The 17416-nt window shown below is 71.5% G+C and carries 17 protein-coding genes; 5 read left to right on the forward strand and 12 right to left on the reverse strand.

Features of this window, described 5'->3' with window-relative positions:
* Positions 1-32: 32 nt before the first annotated feature.
* Entirely contained in the window at positions 33-1109 is a 1077-nt protein-coding gene (locus ACIRHA_RS14470; protein WP_403846453.1) for a sensor histidine kinase, read from the reverse strand.
* Between the two features lie 4 nt (positions 1110-1113).
* The gene (locus ACIRHA_RS14475) at positions 1114-1803 is read right to left on the reverse strand and encodes a response regulator transcription factor (protein WP_403844614.1); all 690 of its coding nucleotides are present in this window, start codon (positions 1801-1803) and stop codon (positions 1114-1116) included.
* 87 nt (positions 1804-1890) lie between these two features.
* Between ACIRHA_RS14475 and ACIRHA_RS14480 the strand changes: the two genes are divergently transcribed.
* Both ACIRHA_RS14480 and ACIRHA_RS14485 read left to right on the forward strand, forming a co-directional pair.
* Positions 1891-2274, forward strand: coding sequence for a hypothetical protein (locus ACIRHA_RS14480; RefSeq protein ID WP_403844616.1), 384 nt, complete (start codon positions 1891-1893; stop codon positions 2272-2274).
* 20 nt (positions 2275-2294) lie between these two features.
* Positions 2295-3317, forward strand: a complete 1023-nt coding sequence (locus ACIRHA_RS14485) for an endonuclease/exonuclease/phosphatase family protein (protein WP_403846455.1) — start codon at positions 2295-2297, stop codon at positions 3315-3317.
* A 156-nt stretch (positions 3318-3473) separates the two neighbouring features.
* On the opposite strand, the gene ACIRHA_RS14490 is transcribed toward ACIRHA_RS14485, so the two are convergent.
* From ACIRHA_RS14490 to ACIRHA_RS14505, 4 genes are all read right to left on the reverse strand, one after another.
* Positions 3474-4565 carry a tartrate dehydrogenase gene (locus tag ACIRHA_RS14490; RefSeq protein WP_403844618.1) on the reverse strand — a complete coding sequence of 364 codons (1092 nt, stop codon included), beginning with the start codon at positions 4563-4565 and terminating at the stop codon, positions 3474-3476.
* Positions 4566-4739: 174 nt separating this feature from the next.
* The gene (locus tag ACIRHA_RS14495) at positions 4740-5645 is read right to left on the reverse strand and encodes a LysR family transcriptional regulator (protein WP_403844620.1); all 906 of its coding nucleotides are present in this window, start codon (positions 5643-5645) and stop codon (positions 4740-4742) included.
* Positions 5646-5734: 89 nt separating this feature from the next.
* The gene (gene dctA / locus ACIRHA_RS14500) at positions 5735-7123 is read right to left on the reverse strand and encodes a C4-dicarboxylate transporter DctA (RefSeq protein WP_403844623.1); all 1389 of its coding nucleotides are present in this window, start codon (positions 7121-7123) and stop codon (positions 5735-5737) included.
* Positions 7124-7258: 135 nt separating this feature from the next.
* A complete protein-coding gene (locus ACIRHA_RS14505; protein WP_403844625.1) occupies positions 7259-7831 on the reverse strand; it encodes a helix-turn-helix domain-containing protein in 573 nt (190 codons plus the stop codon).
* Positions 7832-7963: 132 nt separating this feature from the next.
* Between ACIRHA_RS14505 and ACIRHA_RS14510 the strand changes: the two genes are divergently transcribed.
* Positions 7964-8800 carry an EamA family transporter gene (locus tag ACIRHA_RS14510; RefSeq protein ID WP_403844628.1) on the forward strand — a complete coding sequence of 279 codons (837 nt, stop codon included), beginning with the start codon at positions 7964-7966 and terminating at the stop codon, positions 8798-8800.
* A 34-nt stretch (positions 8801-8834) separates the two neighbouring features.
* Entirely contained in the window at positions 8835-9542 is a 708-nt protein-coding gene (locus ACIRHA_RS14515; protein ID WP_403844631.1) for a B3/4 domain-containing protein, read from the forward strand.
* Here ACIRHA_RS14515 and ACIRHA_RS14520 read toward each other — a convergent pair.
* The 3 genes from ACIRHA_RS14520 to ACIRHA_RS14530 all read right to left on the reverse strand — a co-directional run bounded on the left by ACIRHA_RS14520 (position 9530) and on the right by ACIRHA_RS14530 (position 13296).
* Entirely contained in the window at positions 9530-10462 is a 933-nt protein-coding gene (locus ACIRHA_RS14520; RefSeq protein WP_403844633.1) for a formylglycine-generating enzyme family protein, read from the reverse strand. The genes ACIRHA_RS14515 and ACIRHA_RS14520 overlap by 13 nt on opposite strands.
* Entirely contained in the window at positions 10459-11937 is a 1479-nt protein-coding gene (locus tag ACIRHA_RS14525; protein WP_403846457.1) for a sulfatase-like hydrolase/transferase, read from the reverse strand. The genes ACIRHA_RS14520 and ACIRHA_RS14525 overlap by 4 nt, the downstream gene beginning before the upstream one ends.
* A 63-nt stretch (positions 11938-12000) precedes the next feature.
* Positions 12001-13296 (reverse strand): ROK family protein, encoded by a 1296-nt coding sequence (locus tag ACIRHA_RS14530; RefSeq protein ID WP_403844635.1) that lies wholly within the window; start codon positions 13294-13296, stop codon positions 12001-12003.
* A gap of 136 nt (positions 13297-13432) precedes the next feature.
* Here ACIRHA_RS14530 and ACIRHA_RS14535 point away from each other — a divergent pair, with 136 nt between their 5' ends.
* Complete coding sequence (locus ACIRHA_RS14535) at positions 13433-14815, forward strand: sugar porter family MFS transporter (RefSeq protein ID WP_403844637.1); 1383 nt, start codon at positions 13433-13435, stop codon at positions 14813-14815.
* A gap of 4 nt (positions 14816-14819) precedes the next feature.
* Here the strand turns inward: ACIRHA_RS14535 and ACIRHA_RS14540 are convergent, their stop codons facing one another.
* Genes ACIRHA_RS14540 through ACIRHA_RS14550 form a run of 3 tightly spaced genes read right to left on the reverse strand, consistent with a single transcriptional unit; the run spans position 14820 to position 17341 of the window.
* Positions 14820-16001: a damage-control phosphatase ARMT1 family protein gene (locus ACIRHA_RS14540; protein WP_403844638.1), complete on the reverse strand. Its 1182-nt coding sequence runs from the start codon at positions 15999-16001 to the stop codon at positions 14820-14822.
* 39 nt (positions 16002-16040) lie between these two features.
* Positions 16041-16178 (reverse strand): hypothetical protein, encoded by a 138-nt coding sequence (locus tag ACIRHA_RS14545; protein ID WP_403844640.1) that lies wholly within the window; start codon positions 16176-16178, stop codon positions 16041-16043.
* Positions 16175-17341: an aminotransferase class V-fold PLP-dependent enzyme gene (locus ACIRHA_RS14550; RefSeq protein WP_403844642.1), complete on the reverse strand. Its 1167-nt coding sequence runs from the start codon at positions 17339-17341 to the stop codon at positions 16175-16177. Before ACIRHA_RS14550 ends, ACIRHA_RS14545 begins: the two co-directional genes overlap by 4 nt.
* Positions 17342-17416: the final 75 nt, after the last annotated feature.

Genomic DNA, 17416 nt, shown 5'->3' on the forward strand with positions numbered 1-17416 from the left:
CTTGACCCTTGGAACACCTTCGGTGGCCTACCTCACATGACGGCCGCCGGGAGTCGCACGGTGACGCGGAGGCCGCCGGAGGCGCGTGGGGTGAGGGTGAGCGTGCCGTCGTGGGCGCGGGTGATGGACTGGACGATGGCGAGGCCGAGGCCCACGCCTGCGTGGTCGCCGCGGATGCGTTCGGTGCCGCGCTGGAAGGGTTCGGTGAGGGTGGCGACCAGAGCCGGGGCCAGCGTCTCGCCGGTGTTCTCGACGGTGAGCAGCACCGCGCTGGGACGGACGTCGGTGGTGATCCACACGGTTCCCCGCTCGGGCAGGTTGTGGACGATCGCGTTGTGCACGAGGTTCGTGGCCAGTTGCAGCAGCAGCGGCGGCGATCCGGACGCGTGGGTGATGTCGCCGCGGGTTTCGAGGGCGACGCCGCTCTTCTCCGCGAGCGGGAGGAGCGTTTCGGTGGCTTCCTCCGCCACGAGGGAGAGGTCGACGTCCTCGCTGGTGAAGGTGCGTTGTTCGGCGCGGCTGAGCAGGAGCAGCGCTTCGGTGAGGTCGATCGCGCGGGTGTTGACGGCGCTGAGCCGGTCGATGAGTTCGCCGGTGTCGCGGTGCGGATCGGCGCGGGCCACGTCGAGGAGCGACTTGGAGACGGCGAGCGGGGTGCGCAGTTCGTGGGAGGCGTTGGCCGCGAAGCGGCGCTGTTCGGCGACGTGTGCTTCGAGCTGCGCGAGCATGACGTCGAACCCGTCGGCGAGTTCACGGAACTCGTCCTGGCGGCCCGGAAGTCGGATGCGGTGGGAGAGAGAGCCGGTCGCGGCGGTGCGGGTGGCTTCGGTGATGCGGTTCAAGGGGGCGAGCACCCGGCCGGCGAGCAGCCAGCCGCCCAGGAGGCCGAACACCAGCAGGCACGCCATGACGACGGCTGCCCCCGACGCGAAGTTCAGCGCGAGCTCCCTGCGGACCTGGAGTCCGCCGATGCCGGCTTTGACGTCGGGCAGGTCCCTCAGCAGGAAGAACCACACCGACGCGAGCATCAGGACACCGGCGAGCATGAGGAAACCGGCGTAGCTCAGGGTGAGTTTGAGCCGGACGCTGAGCCCACGCTCCCTGTCCACGGCGCTATCCACGGCCCGCTCCCCCGGCCTCCGGCCGCGCCTCGATGCGGTAGCCGACGCCCGGCACGGTGACGATGATCCACGGCTCGCCGAGCCGCTTGCGGAGCGCGGAAACCGTGATGCGCACCGCGTTGGTGAACGGGTCGGCGTGCGCGTCCCACGCACGTTCCAGGAGTTCCTCGGCGCTGACGACCCCGCCCTCGGCGGCGACGAGCACTTCGAGCACGGCGAACTGCTTCCTGGTCAGCGCGACGAAGCGGCCGTCCCGGTAGACCTCCCTGCGGAACGGGTCGAGACGTACGCCCGCGATCTCCCGGACGGGTGGCCGGCTGTGCGCGCGCCTGCGGTCGAGCGCCCGGAGCCTGAGTACGAGTTCCTGGAGTTCGAACGGCTTGGTGAGGTAGTCGTCGGCGCCGAGTTCGAACCCCGAGGCCTTGTCGTCGATGCGGTCGGCCGCGGTCAGCATGAGGATCGGCATCCCGCTGCCGGAGGCGACGATGCGGCCCGCGATCTCGTCGCCTGAGGGACCGGGGATGTCGCGGTCGAGGACGGCGATGTCGTACGTATTGACGCTCAGCAGCTCCCAGGCGGTGTCGCCGTCGCCCGCGATGTCGGCGGCGATCGCCTCCAGGCGCAGCCCGTCGCGCACGGCCTCCGCCAGATACCGCTCGTCCTCGACAATCAGCACACGCATGCCCTTCACGCTACGAGTCGGCGCGTATTGGCGGCATATCGAAAAGCGCAGACGTCTGGGCAACATCGCGCTGCCTTGACTGGCGGCATGACTCGCATCGCTATGATTCGCCGGAAGTGTCCACTGCTCCTGGTCGTCGGTTTCATCGCCGTCGCGGCCGTGATCGCCACGGTCCTCGGCCTTCAGTCACCCAGTCCACCCGCCTCGGCCTCACCGCCGACAGAAACCTCCCCGACCTCCCCGGCGGACGAGGCCGACGGTGTGGTCCCCGACGGCGTGACGGTCTTCGACGACACGACCCCGGCCGTCGGCAAGCTCGCCCCGGGTCTCCTCAAGGCCCTCCGCCAGGCGGCGGCGGACGCCTCGCGGGCGGGAGTCACGTTCTACGTCAAACTCCGCCCGGAGGCCGTCGATCACGGCTGTCCGGATCTGTACGCCAACCCCACCGAGGACCCGAGGATGCAGAAGTGACCGACAGCAAGCGCGTACGGATGATCCGGTCGATCCGCGCCCTCTCCCGTGCTCTCCTCCACGCCCTCTCCCGGCCGGGCCCCTGGAAGCGCGGCCGGGTGCTCGCGGCTCTCGCCCTGCTGCTCGGGCTGCTTCTGCTGCTGCACGCGCGGGTCACGGACCGCGGGGGCCTCGGCAGTCTGGTGGACACGTTCCTGCCGTGGTTCGGCCTCTTCGTGCCGGTGCTGCTCGCCGGGGCGCTGTGGCGGCGGTCCGCTTCCGCGGTGGTGGCGGTGCTGCTGCCTGCCCTCGTGTGGGCGGGGCTCTTCGGCGGCGTGCTCGGCGGCAAGGCCGAGGCGGACGCCAGTGACCTCACCGTCGTCAGCCACAACATCGGCGCCGACAACCGCGATCCCGCGGGCACGGCCCACGATCTGGCGGCCTCCGGAGCCGATGTGCTCGCGCTCGAGGAGATCACGGCGCAGGCCCGGGGCACGTACGAGAAGCAGCTGGCCGAGGCGTATCCGCACCACACGGTGCTGGGCACGGTCGGGCTGTGGAGCAAGCTGCCGTTGTCGGACACCGAGCCGGTCGACCTCCAACAGGACGTCGGGCCGCTGGGCGCCGCCAAGTCGGCCGCCGAGAAGCTGCCCTCCAACCGGGCGCTGCGCACCACCGTGACCACCGACGAAGGGCCGGTGGCGGTGTACGTGGCGCATCTGGGCTCCGTACGCGTGATGCCCAGGGGCGGCTTCTGGACGGACAGCCGGGACCGCAACGCACAGGCTCTCGCCGAGGCGCTCGCGGCCGAGGACAGCGAGCGGGTGGTGCTGCTCGGCGACCTCAACGGCAGCACGGACGACCGCGCCTTCGACGGGCTCACCTCGCAGTTGCGGTCGGCTCAGGAGGAGGCGGGTGGCGGCTTCGGCTTCAGTTATCCGGCGGACTTCCCGGTGGTGCGGATCGACCAGATCCTGCTCCGGGGCGTCACGGCGGACAGTTCCTGGGTGCTGCCCGCGACCGGCAGCGACCACCGGCCGGTGGCGACGGGCATCAGCTGGTAGCCGGTGCCGGGTCCCGCGGTGTGCGGGACCCGGCACATGTGTGGCCGCTTCGGAGCGGCCGTCCCGGCCTGTCGGCGCGACCCGGGGACCGGCCGGGACGATCGTGTCGACGTACGAGGGTCGGCCGGCGCCAGATGGCCAGTCGCCCTGCGAGGGTCAGTTGGCCAGCGCGTCGATCAGTGCCTTGGTGACGTCCTCGGTCGTGGCGGTGCCGCCGACATCGCGGGTGAGGGTTCCGGCTCCGGTGACCGTTTCGATGGCCTTGTTCAGGCGGGCCGCCTGGTCGGGCAGGCCGAAGTGCTCCAGCATCAGCGCGGCGCTGCCCACCGCGCCGATCGGGTTGGCGAGGCCCTGACCGGCGATGTCCGGAGCCGAGCCGTGCACCGGCTCGAACATGCTCGGGAAGCGGCGCTCGGGGTTGAGGTTGGCGCTGGCCGCCAGGCCCAGGCTGCCGGCCAGGGCGCTGCCGAGGTCGGACAGGATGTCGGCGTTGAGGTTGGAGGCAACGACGACCGACAGGTCCTCCGGCTTGAGCACGAACTTCGCCGACATCGCGTCGACCAGCACGCTCTCCGTCTCCACGTCCGGATACTCGGCGGCCACCCGCTTGAACACGTCGTCCCACAGCACCATCCCGTACTGCTGGGCATTGGACTTGGTGACCGAGGAGACCTTGCGGCGGCTGCGGGTCCGGGCCAGGTCGAAGGCGAAGCGGATGATGCGCTCGCAGCCCACCTCGGTGAACAGCGAGGACTGGACGGCCACTTCGCCGCCCGGACCACGCCCGGAGAGGTTGCGGCCGCCGAGACCGGCGTACTCGCCCTCGCTGTTCTCGCGGACGACGACCCAGTCGAGTTCGGTGTCATCGGCCTTGCGCAGCGGGCTGAGCACGCCCGGCAGGAAGTGCACGGGCCGGACGTTGGCCCACTGGTCGAAGTTCTGGCAGATCTTCAGGCGCAGGCCCCACAGGCTGACGTCGTCGGGGACGGTGGGCCAGCCGACCGCGCCGAAGTAGAGGGCGTCGAAGTCCTTGAGCTGGTCCAGTCCGTCGTCCGCCATCATCTTGCCCGTACGGGCGTAGTACTCGCAGCCCCAGTCGAACTCCTGCCAGTCGAAGGCGAAGGCCCCGTCGGAGCCGGCGGCGAGGGCGTCGAGGACGGCGCGGCCCGCCGCCACGACCTCGGTGCCGACACCGTCGGCGGGGATGGCTGCGATGCGGAAGGTGCGGGGCTCGGACGACTCGGACACGAGGGCCTCCAGAGGTACGGGAAACGCCCGTGCTCAAGGGGGTGCTCAAGAGCGCCTGGCCGGGCGGCGGTTGGTGTGTTCCCGAGTCAACAGGCCTGTTCGCGGGGCGTCCAAGACATGGTTCCGATGCGACACATAGGCGCGGCTGATAGGTGCCGCGCCCGGGGTGGGGCGTTACGTCGACGGGGTCCGCGCCCGGCGTTCGGCCAGCGAGCGGGTGAGTTCGAGGAAGGCGCGCGCCCCCGGAGTCAGATGCGCGGGCAGGCTGATCATGGCGACGTGCAGGTGTGCCGTCGGTACGAGCGAGGCGACCGCGAGGCCGCAGCGGCGGGCGAGCCGGGTCCAGGCGGCGGGCAGCACGGCGACGCCCACGCCGGTGAGGACGAGTGGAAGTATCGACGTGCGGTGGTCGACGACGGCGACGATCTCGGTGTCCCCGCCACGGGCGGTGATGTCGTCGACGATGCTGCGCATCAGGCTGCCGGTCCTTGAGGCGATCAGCTTGTGTCCGGCCAGGTCCTGGGGGTGCAGCACGGCGCCGTCGGCGAAGGGCCCGTCGGCCGCGCCCACGACGACGAACGGCTGCTCCTCGACCGGCAGCATGTCGATGCCGGGCGCGGTCACCGGCTTGTCGGCGCCGAGCAGCCCCAGCTCGCAGGCGCCGCTGCGGACCAGTTCGACGGTCTCCTCGGGGGTGAACGCGGCGCGGGTGCTGATCGTGACGTCGGGGTGCAGTTGGGCGAAGCGGTGGATCAGTGTGGCCATGGGCTCGATGCCGGGTGAGGGCATGGTGGCCACTTCGACGGTGCCGCTGCCGAGTCCGGTCAGGGCGGCGGCCCGCTCGCGTACGGCGGCCAGGTCGCGCAGTACTCGGCGGCTGGGCTCCAGGAGTTCGGCGCCCGCCTCGCTGAGGACGACGCCGCGGCCCATCCGGTGGAAGAGCGAGACACCGAGGTCCGCCTCCAGGTTGGCCATCGCCTGCGACAACGAAGGCTGCGCCACGTGGAGCGCGGCGGCGGCCCTGCTGAAGCCGCCGTGCTCCACGATGGCGAGAAAGTACTGCAGTTGCCGCGCGTCCATCCTGCCTCCTCCGCCTGCTGCCATCAGGGCAACCTATCGACAGGTCGACAGGGCGTTTCCGCAGGGAGGGGCGAGACGGGCGCCTTGGCTCAGGCCGGCGGGGCGGGCGCCGGCACCGCCTTCTGCGCGGGCACCGTCGCCGCCTCGGCCGGGGCCGCGGGGAGCGCCTCGACCTCCTCCCCCGCGAGCACCCGCCGCGCCCGCTCCAGGTCCAGCGCGTTCTCCCAGCGGGCGACGACGAGGGTGGCGACGGCGTTTCCGCAGAAGTTGACCAGGGCCCGGCACTCGGACATGAACTTGTCGATGCCGAAGATCAGCATGATGCCCGCGACTGGCACATGTCCCACGGTCGACAGGGTCGCCGTCAGGGCGATGAACCCGCCTCCCGCGACCCCTGCCGCCCCCTTGGAGGTCAGCAACATGACGGCCAGCAGGCCGAGTTGCTGACCGATGGTGAGGGTGGTGTCGGTGGCCTGGGCGATGTAGAGCGTGGCGAGGGAGAGGTAGATCGCCGCGCCGTCGAGGTTGAAGCTGTAGCCGGTCGGCACCACCAGGCCGACCGTCGAGCGGTCGACGCCCATGAACTGAAGTTTGCGCATCAGTCCCGGCAGCGCGGGCTCGGCCGTGGAGGTGCCGAGGACGAGGAGCAGCTCCTCCTTGAAGTGGCGCAGGAGTTGGAAGAGGTTCAGCTTCACGTACAGGGACAGCACGGCGCCGAGGACCACGACGACGAACACGATGGACGTGACGTAGAACAGCAGGATCAGCGAGCCGAGGCTGGCCAGCGTGGACAGGCCGAACTTGCCGATCGCGAAGGCCATCGCGCCGAAGGCACCCACCGGGGCCGCCTTCATCACGAACGACAGGACCTTGAAGACCACCTCGGTGAGGCGGTTGACGGACGCGATGATCGGCTCGCCGACCGGGCCGACCATCTTCAGGGCGATCCCGAAGATCACGGCGAGGAAGATCACCTGGAGGATGTCACCTTCGACGAACGCGCCGAAGAAGCTGTCCGGGACCAGGTGGGTGAGGAACTCCCACCAGTGCTGGGCCTCGCCCTCCTGGACGTACTGGCTCGCCTCTCCCGAGGTGTGCAGGGAGCCGACGTCCGCGTGCACACCCTCGCCGAGAGGGAACAGGTTGATGGCGAGGAGCCCGAAGCCGAGCGCCACGATGGTGCCGACCTGGAAGTAGACGAGCGCCTTGACGCCTGTGCGTCCCACCTTCTTGAGGTCGGCCACGCCCGCGATGCCGCCGATGATGGTCAGGAAGACGATCGGGCCGATCAGCATCTTCATCGCCGTGACGAAGGTCGTGCCGACCGGTTCCATCGCCGTGCCCAGGTCGGGCCACCGCCAGCCGAGCACGATGCCGACGACGATCGCCGCCAGTACCTGCGCATAGAGCTGCCGGTACCACGGTTTGGCCTTCACCGTGGTGGTGGCGCCTGCGGCGGCGTCCGGGGCATGCGTCATTGCAACCTCCATCCGGGCACGGCTGGGAGCTGCGGCTCCGGGCCCGTCCGGCGCCGCCCCAACTACCGCGTCAGTGAAGCGGTTTGCGTGCGCGGAGGTCCACGACCAAAAATCGATGCCCCGGATAGGTGGCGCCTATGACCCCGGCGGCAGCTGCACCGTCATGATCAGTTGGCAGGTTTCCTCGCCCGCACCCCGGTAGGTGTGCGCGGCGTCCCCGTCGAAGGTGGCGGTCTGGCCGGCCGCCACCGGGTGTTCGGTGCCGTCGACGACCAGGGTCATACGGCCGCTGGTGACACTCACCGTCTCGATGACGCCGGCCTGGTGGGGGTGGCTCGGATACTCCTCGCCCGATTCGAGCCGCCAGCGCCACACCTCGACCGGGGCAGGTCCCGTGGTCGTCAGCATGAGCCGGGCCTCGCCGCCCCGCTCGCCCGCCCACAAGGGCATGACCTGGTCCGAGGACACGACCCGCACGCGCCCTTCGGCCGGGCCCTCCAGCAGGGCCGACACCGAGACACCGAGGGTGTCGGCGAGCCGGACCAGGGTGGCGAAATTCGGATTGCCCTGCGCCCTCTCCAGGCCGACCAGGGCGCCCTTGCTGACCTTGGCGCGGCGGCCGAGCTCGTCGAGGGAGAGGCCCGCGCGGGTGCGGGCCGTCCTGACGTTGTGCGCGAGTGTGCGCAGGGCTGCCTCTGTCTCGGTCACCTGACCACCTTCCGCTTCACCACCGACTGGACAGTGGAATGTACCGCGCGGTCGTTCGGTTGACACATCACGGTCGGTTCATTGTACGGTTTGGTCGTTCCACTGAAGCTCGAAGATGGCAAGGAAAGTCTCGTGATCGCTCTGCTGCTGGCCCTGGGCAGCTCTCTCGCCTATGGATGCGCCGACTTCCTCGGCGGCCTCGGCGCCCGGAAGGCCCACGTGCTGCGCACCGTGATGGTCGCCGCGCCCGCCAGCCTCGCCGTCGAGCTGCTGCTGTGGCCGTTCCTCGGCGCCTCGTTCAGTTCCGCCGCCGTGGGCTGGGGCGTGGCCTCCGGTATCGCGTCGGCCGCCGCGTTCGCGCTGCTCTACAAGACCCTCGCCATCGGTCCGATGAACGTCCTGTCCCCCGTGACGGCGCTGGTGTCCGCCGCGCTGCCGGTCACCGTGGGCCTGCTGCAGGGCGAGCACCTCTCCCTCGCCGGTCTCATCGGTCTGCCGCTGGCGCTCGTCGCCGTGGTCCTGGTCAGCGCGGGGAGCGGCGCCGGCTCGTCCCGCCCCTCGCGCACGGCGCTGCTGCTCGCCCTCGGTGCGGGCGCGGCCATCGCGCTGCAGCTGGTCTGCCTGCACCAGGCGCCGTCGGACAGTGGTGTAGCGCCGCTGATCGTCGGCAGGGCGGTGTCGTCGGCCGTCACGCTGGGCGCGGCCGGTCTGTTGCGCCGGCGGCTCGGTGCGGAGAAGCCCGCGTACGGGATCTCGGCGGCCGCGGGCGTGCTCGACTCGATCGCCAACCTGCTGTTCCTGCTGGCCGCGCGCAGCGGCGATCTCACCGTCGTCGCCGTGATCACCGCCCTCTACCCGGCCGGTACGGTGCTGCTCGCGCGCGGCGTGCTGGCGGAGCGGATCCACCGGGGGCAGCTGGTCGGCCTGGGCACGGCCGCCGTCGCCGTCAGCCTCCTCGCCCTCACCTGAACCCCTCTTCCCACCCCCAGATATGGAGCCCCCGATGCCCGCCTTCCACCTCACCGCCGCCGTTGCCGACGCCTTCCCCGACACCCGGATCGCCGTGGTCACGGCCACCGGATTGCGCGGGCGTGAGCCCTGGCCGGCAACCGTCACCGCCGTCGACGACCTGGAACGGGAGCTCGCCGACGGCTCCTGGCAGCCCGCCGACGAGTCCGACCCCCGCATCGAGGCGTGGCACACCGCGTACCGCTCCTTCGGCACCAACCCGCGCCGCATCCGGCCCAGCGTCGACGCGCTCGGCCGCCGCATGGCCAAGAAGGGCTCGCTGCCGCGCATCAATCCGGCGGTCGACTCCTACAACGCCGTCTCCGTGCGGCACGGCCTGCCCGCCGGAGCCTTCGACCTCGACCACGTCACCGGCGATGTCGTGGAGATCCGCTACGCGGACGGCACCGAGGAGTTCACCCCGCTCGGCGAGCCGGACACCGTCGAGCACCCCAAGCCCGGCGAGGTCATCTACGCCGACACCAGCGGCGTACTGACCCGGCACTGGAACCACCGCGACGCGCACCGCACCTGCGTCACCGAGGACTCCACCCGCGTCGCGTTCCTCATGGAGACCGTGCGCGCGGACCGCGACGGACATCTGCTGAAGGCGGCGGCCGAGGAACTGCGTGACCTGCTCGCCGCGCACGCCGAGCAGGTCACGGTGGAGTACGTCTCCGCAGACGGCGCTCAGGCCGAGTAGGCCACCCGGAACCCCGTGTTGCCCGATGTGCTGTCCGCCGTGTTGGAGGTGCGGGCGGCCACGCGGTAGCGGTTGCAGTACGAGTGGTGGCAGAGGTACGAGCCTCCGCGCATGACGCGGGTGCTCGGATCGCCGCCCGGCTCCCACAGGTCGGCGTTCCACTCCCACACGTTGCCGGCGACGTTGTGGAGGCCGTAGCCGTTCGGCTGGAAGGCGTGGACGGGGGCCGTGCCCGCGTAGCCGTCCTCGGCGGTGTTCTTGGTGGGGAAGGTGCCCTGCCAGATGTTGCACATGTGCGCGCCGCCGGGGGTCAGTTCGTCGCCCCAGGCGTAGCGCTTCTGGTCGAGGCCTCCGCGTGCGGCGTACTCGAACTCGGCCTCGGTGGGCAGCCGGCCGCCGGCCCACCTCGCGAAGGCGGCGGCGTCGGACCAGCCGACATGGGTGACCGGGTGGTCCCAGCGGCCTTCGAGGTCGCTACCGGGACCTTCCGGTGTCTGCCAGGTCGCGCCCTCCACCCCGCACCACCACGGGGTGGCATCCGGGCGCGGTGAGATCTTGCGCAGGTGACCGGGCAGGAACTTGGCGAACACGTAGCTCCAGCCGAAGCGTTCGGCCTCGGTGCGGTGTCCGGTCGCCTCGACGAACGCGGCGAACCGGGCGGTGGTGACGGCGTACGCGTCGATGGCGAAGGCCTTCACCCGTACCTCGCGCACCGGCCCCTCCGCGTCCCCGGGGTTCGCGTCGGAGTCCTCGCTGCCCATGCGGAAGGTGCCGCCGGGCAGGTCGACGCGGGTGTCGTGGGCCGGTTCGTCGCGGGGCGCGAGGGTGAGAGCGACCGGCCCGGCGTCCGTGGCCCGCGCCCCGCCCTCGCGGGACGGCGCGCAGCAGGAGGGGGCCGGATCGGGAGTGCAGCCGCTCACCGCGCCACGCCCTCCGACTCGAACGCGGACAGCGTCGTGTCGTAGTCGGTCGGCACGTCGTACATCGGCGTCATCCAGTGGTAGAAGTTGTCGCCGCGGTCGCGCAGCAGGTGGTACAGGCGGTGCATCAACTGCGTGCGCACCTCCCGCAGTTCGGGGTGCTCGTAGCGGTTCTGGAGCTCGTCCGGGTCGGCCTGGAGGTCGTACAGCTCGTTGTGGGACTCGGGGTTCACGACGAGCTTGTAGCGGCGGGTGCGCAGCATGCGCTGAGGGTACGGGAAGTGGTGGCCGTGGTACTCGGCGAGGTGGTGTTCGTCCCACTCGGGGTGCTCGCCGTGGGCCAGCGGGAGCAGGCTGCGGCTGTCGACGGCCGGAGCGGCGTCGGCGCCGGCCAGCTCCAGGATGGTCGCCGTGTAGTCGGTGAGGGAGACGAATTCGTCGCGGACCTGGCCCGCCTCGCCGCCGGGGACGCGGAGCAGTCCGGGGATGCGGTAGATGTCCTCGTACATGGCGGGGCCCTTGTCGTGCAGGCGGTGGGCGCCGGTGAACTCGCCGTGGTCGGCGGTGAAGCAGACGGCGGTGCGCTCGTCGAGGCCGAGGTCGCGGACGGCCCGCATGATGCGGCCGATCTGCTCGTCGATGAGGGTGACATAGCCCCAGTAGGCGGCGATCAGCTTGCGGCTGTCTTCGAGCGGCATGGTGTCGAAGGCCCACAGTTGGCTGTAGTTGCTCTGCACCGGCGGCTTGTTCGCGAACGTCTCAGCCATGGAGGCGGGCAGTTCGACGAGCTCCGGGTCGTACATGTCGAAGTACTCGTTCGGCAGGATGTACGGCAGGTGGGGGCCGAAGAAGTGGGTGGCGAGGAAGAACGGGTTGCCCTCTCCCCCGCGCTCGTCCTCGGCGAACCGGCGGAGCATCTCGATGGTGCGGGTCGCGAGGTAGTACTCGAAGGTGGCCTCGACGGGCTGGTGGAGGCGGGCCGCGAGGAGGTTGCCGGGGCTGCCGTTGGGTGTCGTGCCGCGCATCCGGTCGGATATCGCGTACGCGGGCAGGCCCCGCTCCTTGAGGTAGTCGAGGTAGTCGGGGTGGTCGACGGGGTTGTGCCAGCCCTCCAGGTTCGGGCCCTCGAAGCCGTAGTCGGCGGCGGTGCGCTGCACACCTCCGTGCCACTTGCCCATGAGTCCGAGGTTGTAGCCGTCGCCCTTGAGCTGCTCGGCGAACGTGAACTGGCCGTCGGAGAGGTCCTCCAAGTAGCCCACGTTGCGCTCGTAGTTGGCGAGCAGCTTGTGCCGGAAGGGCGCCGCGCCGGTCAGGAGGCTGGCGCGGGCCGGGGTGCAGATCGCGGTGGGTGTGTAGCAACTGTCGAAGCGGGTGCCCTCGTCGGCGATCCGGTCGAGGTTCGGGGTGCGCACGTGCGGATTGCCGTAGGCACCGAGGGTGTCGACCCGGTGCTGGTCGGTCATCAGGAAGAGCATGTTGTGGCGCACGGCGGTGCCTTTCGGATCGTACGAGGGGGGTGGTTCGGTTCAGGACAGGTACTACGAGGCGTGGGTGGCGGCTTCCCCGGCGGACTCCTCCGGTGCCGCCGCGGCCGCCGTCGCGTACCCCGCGAGCAGCGGCGACTCGTGGAAGACGAGGGCGAGCGCGCCGAGCGCGCCGGAGCGTTCGCCGAGTGCGGCCGGAACAAGTTCCACGCCGTGTTGGACGCGGGTCGCGGTGTACCGGCGGAAGGCGTCCTCGACGGGGCCGAGGAAGACCGGGCCCAGCTCGGCGACCTCGCCGCCGAGCACGATGCGGCGCGGGTTGGCGGTGCTGGAGGCGGCGGCGAGGGCCCGGCCCACGGCGAGGGCCGCGCGTTCGACGGCGGCGCGCTCGGTCTCCCCGCCGGCGGCGAGGGCCTGCGTGAACCGGCCCCAGCTGCGCCGCCCGGCCGCCCGCAGCAGCGCGGGCACGGCGGCGACCTGCTCCAGGCAGCCGTGCCCGCCGCACCAGCACCGCGGCCCGTCGACGTCGACGCTGATGTGTCCGAGCTCGCCCGCCGCACCCTGCGCGCCCCGGAAGAGCAGGCCGCCGGCGACGAGCCCGCCACCGATGCCGTACGAGAGCGTGAGGTGCAGGGCGTCGCCCGCACCGCGGGCCGCGCCCCAGATGGCCTCGCCGAGGGCCGCGAGCCGCGTGTTGTTGTCGGCGAGGACGGGCACGTCGAGGGCTTCGGCAACCGCGTCGGCGACGGTCTGGCGGTGCCGGGGCACACCGGCGGCGGGTGAGGTGGCGCCAGTGGTGTCAGCCGGCCCGCGGGTGGTGTCTTCGGGACCGCCAGTGGCGTCACCGGGCCCGCCCGTGGTGTCACCGGGACCTGGTGTGCCGATGCCGACGCCGCCGAGTCCGGCGAGGTCGATGCCTTCGCGCGCGGCGAGTTCGCGCAGCAACTCCAGTGCGGCTCCCGCCTGTTCGCGGGCTCCGGAGCGCTGCGCGTGGTGGGTGCCGGCGAAGGCGGTGACCTCGTGCGCCGCGTTGGCGATCGCGACGGTGATGCGCTCGCGGCCCACCTCGATGCCGATCGCCTGGGCGGAGCGCGGGTTGAGCGTGAGCCGGTGCACCGGGCGGCCGCGGCCCGAGGGCGGGCCCGCGGGTTCCTCGGTCACGACGCCGTCGGCGAGCAGCTGTCCGACGATGCCGGAGAGCGTGGTGCGGGAGAGTCCGGTGGCGGTGGCCACATCGGCCCTGCTGCTGGGGCCCTGCCTGCGCAGCACCTGGAGGACCCGCTCCACGTTCCCGTACCGCAACTGGCGCAGCACGGTGGGGTTCTTGTCCGCTGCGTTGACCACTGCCATGGGTCGGATACTCCCTCGCCTCGCGCATTTTCGTCAAGACTGGCGACAGAAATCAAAAGTGCTGGTCGCTACCCCCTTGATTTTCGTCGGAGTCTTGACGCTAATGATGCGGAGCCGACCAGCAAGGGAGCTCGTCATGCCTGCCGTCACCCGGACCCCGGTGTCCGACGCACCGGGTGCGGACGTCCGTTCGCGCCGCACGCTTCTGCTCTATCTCTGCGGCGCCTTCGGTGGTCTGCTGTCCGGGTACGACATGGGGATCGTGGCGGGTGCCCAGCTGTTCCTCACCCGCGACCTGGGCCTGAGCGCCTGGATGCAGGGCGCGTTCGTCAGCTCGCTGATGATCGGCGCCATCGCCGGCTGCTTCGCGGCGGGGCCCGCGACGGACCGCTGGGGACGCCGCCCGGTCATGCTCTGCACGGCCGTGGTCTTCGGCGCGGGGGCGCTCGGCATGGCGCTCGCCACGGGGCCCTGGCCGCTCATCGCGTTCCGCATCATCACGGGTGTGGCCGTCGGCCTCTCCTCGTCCGTGATCCCCAGCTACCTCTCCGAGCTGGCCCCGACCGCCATCCGTGGCCGGGTGTCGACGCTCAACCAGATGATGATCGCGGTCGGCATCTTCGTGTCGTACCTCATCTCCTACCTGCTGTCCGACGCGGGCGCCTGGCGCTGGATGCTGGGGCTCGCGATCGTGCCGGCCGCCGTGCTGTTCGCGGGGATGTGGACGCAGCCGGAGACGCCGCGCTGGCTCGTCGCGCACGGCCGCGAGGACGAGGCCCGCACGGTGCTGCTGCGCCTGCACACCGAGGAAGAGGCCGATGCCGAGCTCGCGGACATCCGCGCCGCCGCGAACAGCTCGCACGAGAGTCGGGGCCGCCTCCGGGAGCTGTTCACCGACCTCCGCGTGCGGCGCGGGCTCTGCATCGCGGTGGCGATGGCGGTCATCCAGCAGATCATCGGCTCCAACACGATCGTCTTCTACGCGCCGACGATCCTGAAGGCGGCCGGTTTCGGGGACTCCGCGGCGCTGCTCAACAGCGTCGGGCTCGGTGTCCTCTCGATCGTCACGACGTTCGTGACGGGCCGTCTGGTCGACCGGGTCGGCCGCAAGCCGCTGCTGCTCACCGGGCTCGTCCTGATGATCCTCAGCATGAGCACGCTGTGCGCGGTGTTCTCGCTCGGCATGCTGCACCAGACGCTCGGCCAGGTCGCGGCCGTCGCGAGCCTCGCCGTATTCAAGGTGGCCTACTCGCTGAGCTGGGCGCCGCTGCTGTGGGTGATGCTCCCCGAGCTCTTCCCGCTGCGGGTCCGCAGCGTCGGCGTGAGTGTCGGCTCGGGCACGAACTGGGCCGCCAACTTCGCCGTCTCGCTGGTCTTCCCTGTACTGCTCACGGCCGGGGCGGGCGTCGCGTTCGCGCTCTTCGCGGGGATCTGCGTCCTCGCGTTCGCGTTCACGGCGGCGTTCATCCGGGAGACGGCGGGCAGGTCGCTGGAAACGCTGGAGCGCGCGACGGCCTGACGGTTCACGTCCTGGCCTGTACGAGCGCGTGGGCGCCGCTGATCCGCCACTTCTGGTGCGGTTCGGCGGCGTCCAGCGCGTCTCGGGTGGACGGTTCGATGCCCGTGATCACGTCGCACTTGAGTGTGCGCAGCGCGACCACGGGAGTCGGCCAGTACGCGGTCCGCTCGGCGAACGGCGTGGTGGGCTCCCACAGGCGGTCCCCCACCAGGCGCCGGTAGTTGAGGTCCCCCTTGAGCACGGTGAGCGTCGTCGCGGCGAACTCGGCGCGCAGGTCGTCGGGCATCTCGGTGTACGGGAGCGGCGCGCAGGAGAAGGAGTGGGCGCGGACCGCGAGCCGCCCGTCCCCCATCGCCGCCCGGATCCGCCCACCGGCCTCGGCCGCCGCGCCGCCCGCCCGCGTCAGCCGCCGCACGCAGTCGACGACGTCGGCGGTCATGGCGTCGGAGACGTAGTACGGGTACGGCTTGAGCTGCAAGATGACGCGTGCGGCGCGTTCGTCGTCCAGCAGGTGGTCGACGAGCAGCAGGTCGGCGAGGAGTTCACGCCCGGCGTTGTCCGCGACGAGGCTCACCGTGGCGCCGCCGCCCTGCGGCACTGCGGCCCAAAAGGCCTCGGAGTCGTCGGCGACGAGCTGCGTGTCCGCGCCGGGTTCGGAGCCGTCGGCGGTGACGCGGAAGCCGAGGTCGGCGCGGTTGCCCCAGAGCGCTCCGAGGAGCAGCCCGCGCTCCCGCTCCGCCACGGTCGCCGAGGCCAGGCGGTCGACCGCGTCCAGCTCGGCGTCGGTCTCGGGGGTGTCGAGCTCGGCCTGCTTGAACGGCCGGAAGGGATCGATGCCCTGCCAGGCGCCGTCTCCCTCGCCGAAGTACCCGACGGCTCCGAGGAGTTGGCGGTAGAAGTAGCTCTCCGCCCACAGGAACGGCGCGTCGAACCACGACGCCCCGAACCATTCGCTCCCCCACGAATCCCAGCGCTCGCGGTCGTGCGCCCCTTCGCCCAGCGGCTCGATCACACCCTCCGCCGTGTTCCGCAGCAGCGCGTCCAGGGCGCGGTGCTGCTCGGGCCCGTACGGGAAGGCGGCACGCACCTTCTCGATGAGCGCGGGGTGCCGCTCGGCGAGGACGCTGCGGGCGAACGAGCCGGGGACGTTGCCGTGGATGACGGGGGCCTGCGGGGTGTCGGACATCGGTGGCGGACTCCTGCGAGGTGGTACGGGCTTTCGACCCTAGCCGTAGTGGACCAGGGCCGTGGGCACCACGGCGCGCCGCGCGGCGGCCGGGGTGCCGCCCTGTCCGCCACCCGCTCCTGCGCGTTCGCCGAGCCGCGAGACGAGCAGCCGGCCCGCCTCCTTGGGTGTGATCACGACGCGGCCTCGGCCAGCGCCGTCGGCAGCTGGTCGGCCAGGTACGCGTAGTCCTTGCGGTCGTTGTAGAGGTGGGCGGACAGGCGGAGGAAGCCGCGGCCGTGCCACGTCGTGACGGCCGTCTCGCAGGCGATCGTGTCGGCGAGGTGGCGTTGCAGCGCGTGTGCGGCGTCCTGGTCGGCCGCCGCGCCCTCGGGGAGCGGCACGAGGCGCATGGCAGGTGCCGGGCTGCCTCCGACCGGGGCCGTGTCCACGTCCAGGGCGTCCGCGAGCAACTGCTGGGCCTCCCCCGCCAGTTCGGCCATGTGGCGGCGCGCGGCGTCCCAGCCGAAGCGCTCCTCGACGAACTCCAGAGAGCGCGGCGCCGCGAGCCAGGGGGCGAGGTCCACCGTGCCCTGCTGGTCGAAGCGCTCGGGGAACGGGTAGGGCGCGCCCCAGGAGTCGGTCAGCGGGTACAGCCGCTGCGCCCGGTCGCCGCGCGCCACGAGGGCCGCCGTGCCGCGGGGCGCGCAGGGCCACTTGTGCAGGTTGCCCACCCAGAAGTCGGCCTCGCCCGCGTCGGCGAGGGGGTCGGCGAGCATGCCCGGCGCGTGCGCCCCGTCGACGAGCACGAGGGCGCCCGCCGCGTGGGCATGCGCGGTGATGTCGGCGACCGGGAAGAGGCGGGCGGTGGCCGACGTGATCTGGTCGACGACCACGAGGGAGGTCGGCGCACCGGTACCGCCGAGGGCATCGGCGAAGAGCGCGGCGATCTCCGCGGGTGTCGCGTCGAGCGGGATGTGCAGGGTCCGTACGTGTGCGCCCGCCCGCTCGGCGGCCCGTGTCACTCCCATGGTGACGGCGCCGTAGGAGTGGTCCGTCAGCAACACCTCGCTGCCCGGCGGCAGTTCGAGCGATCCCAGCACCGTACTGATACCGGCGCTGGCGTTGGGCACGAGCGCGACGGTGTCCGGGGCGACGCGCAGGTGCCGGGCGATGTCGGTGCGGGCCCGCGCCACGCGCTCCGGGAGTTCGCGGAACCACCGGCACGGGTTGGTCTCCATCTCCGTGCGCAGCACTCGCAGCTCGTCGAGGGTGACACGGGGCACGGCGCCGAAGGAGCCGTGGTTGAGGTGGCGTACGTCGGGGTCGAGCGCCCAGGCGTCGAGGGGGTGGGAAGACATGTCACTCCGAGAGTCATCCGATGACTGTGTCCGGTCGAGTCGTACTCGCAGGACCGTAGGCGGTAAATTGCTCGC

Origin of the sequence: Streptomyces sp. NPDC102360, assembly GCF_044766085.1 — a bacterium.
Classification (GTDB): Bacteria; Actinomycetota; Actinomycetes; order Streptomycetales; family Streptomycetaceae; genus Streptomyces.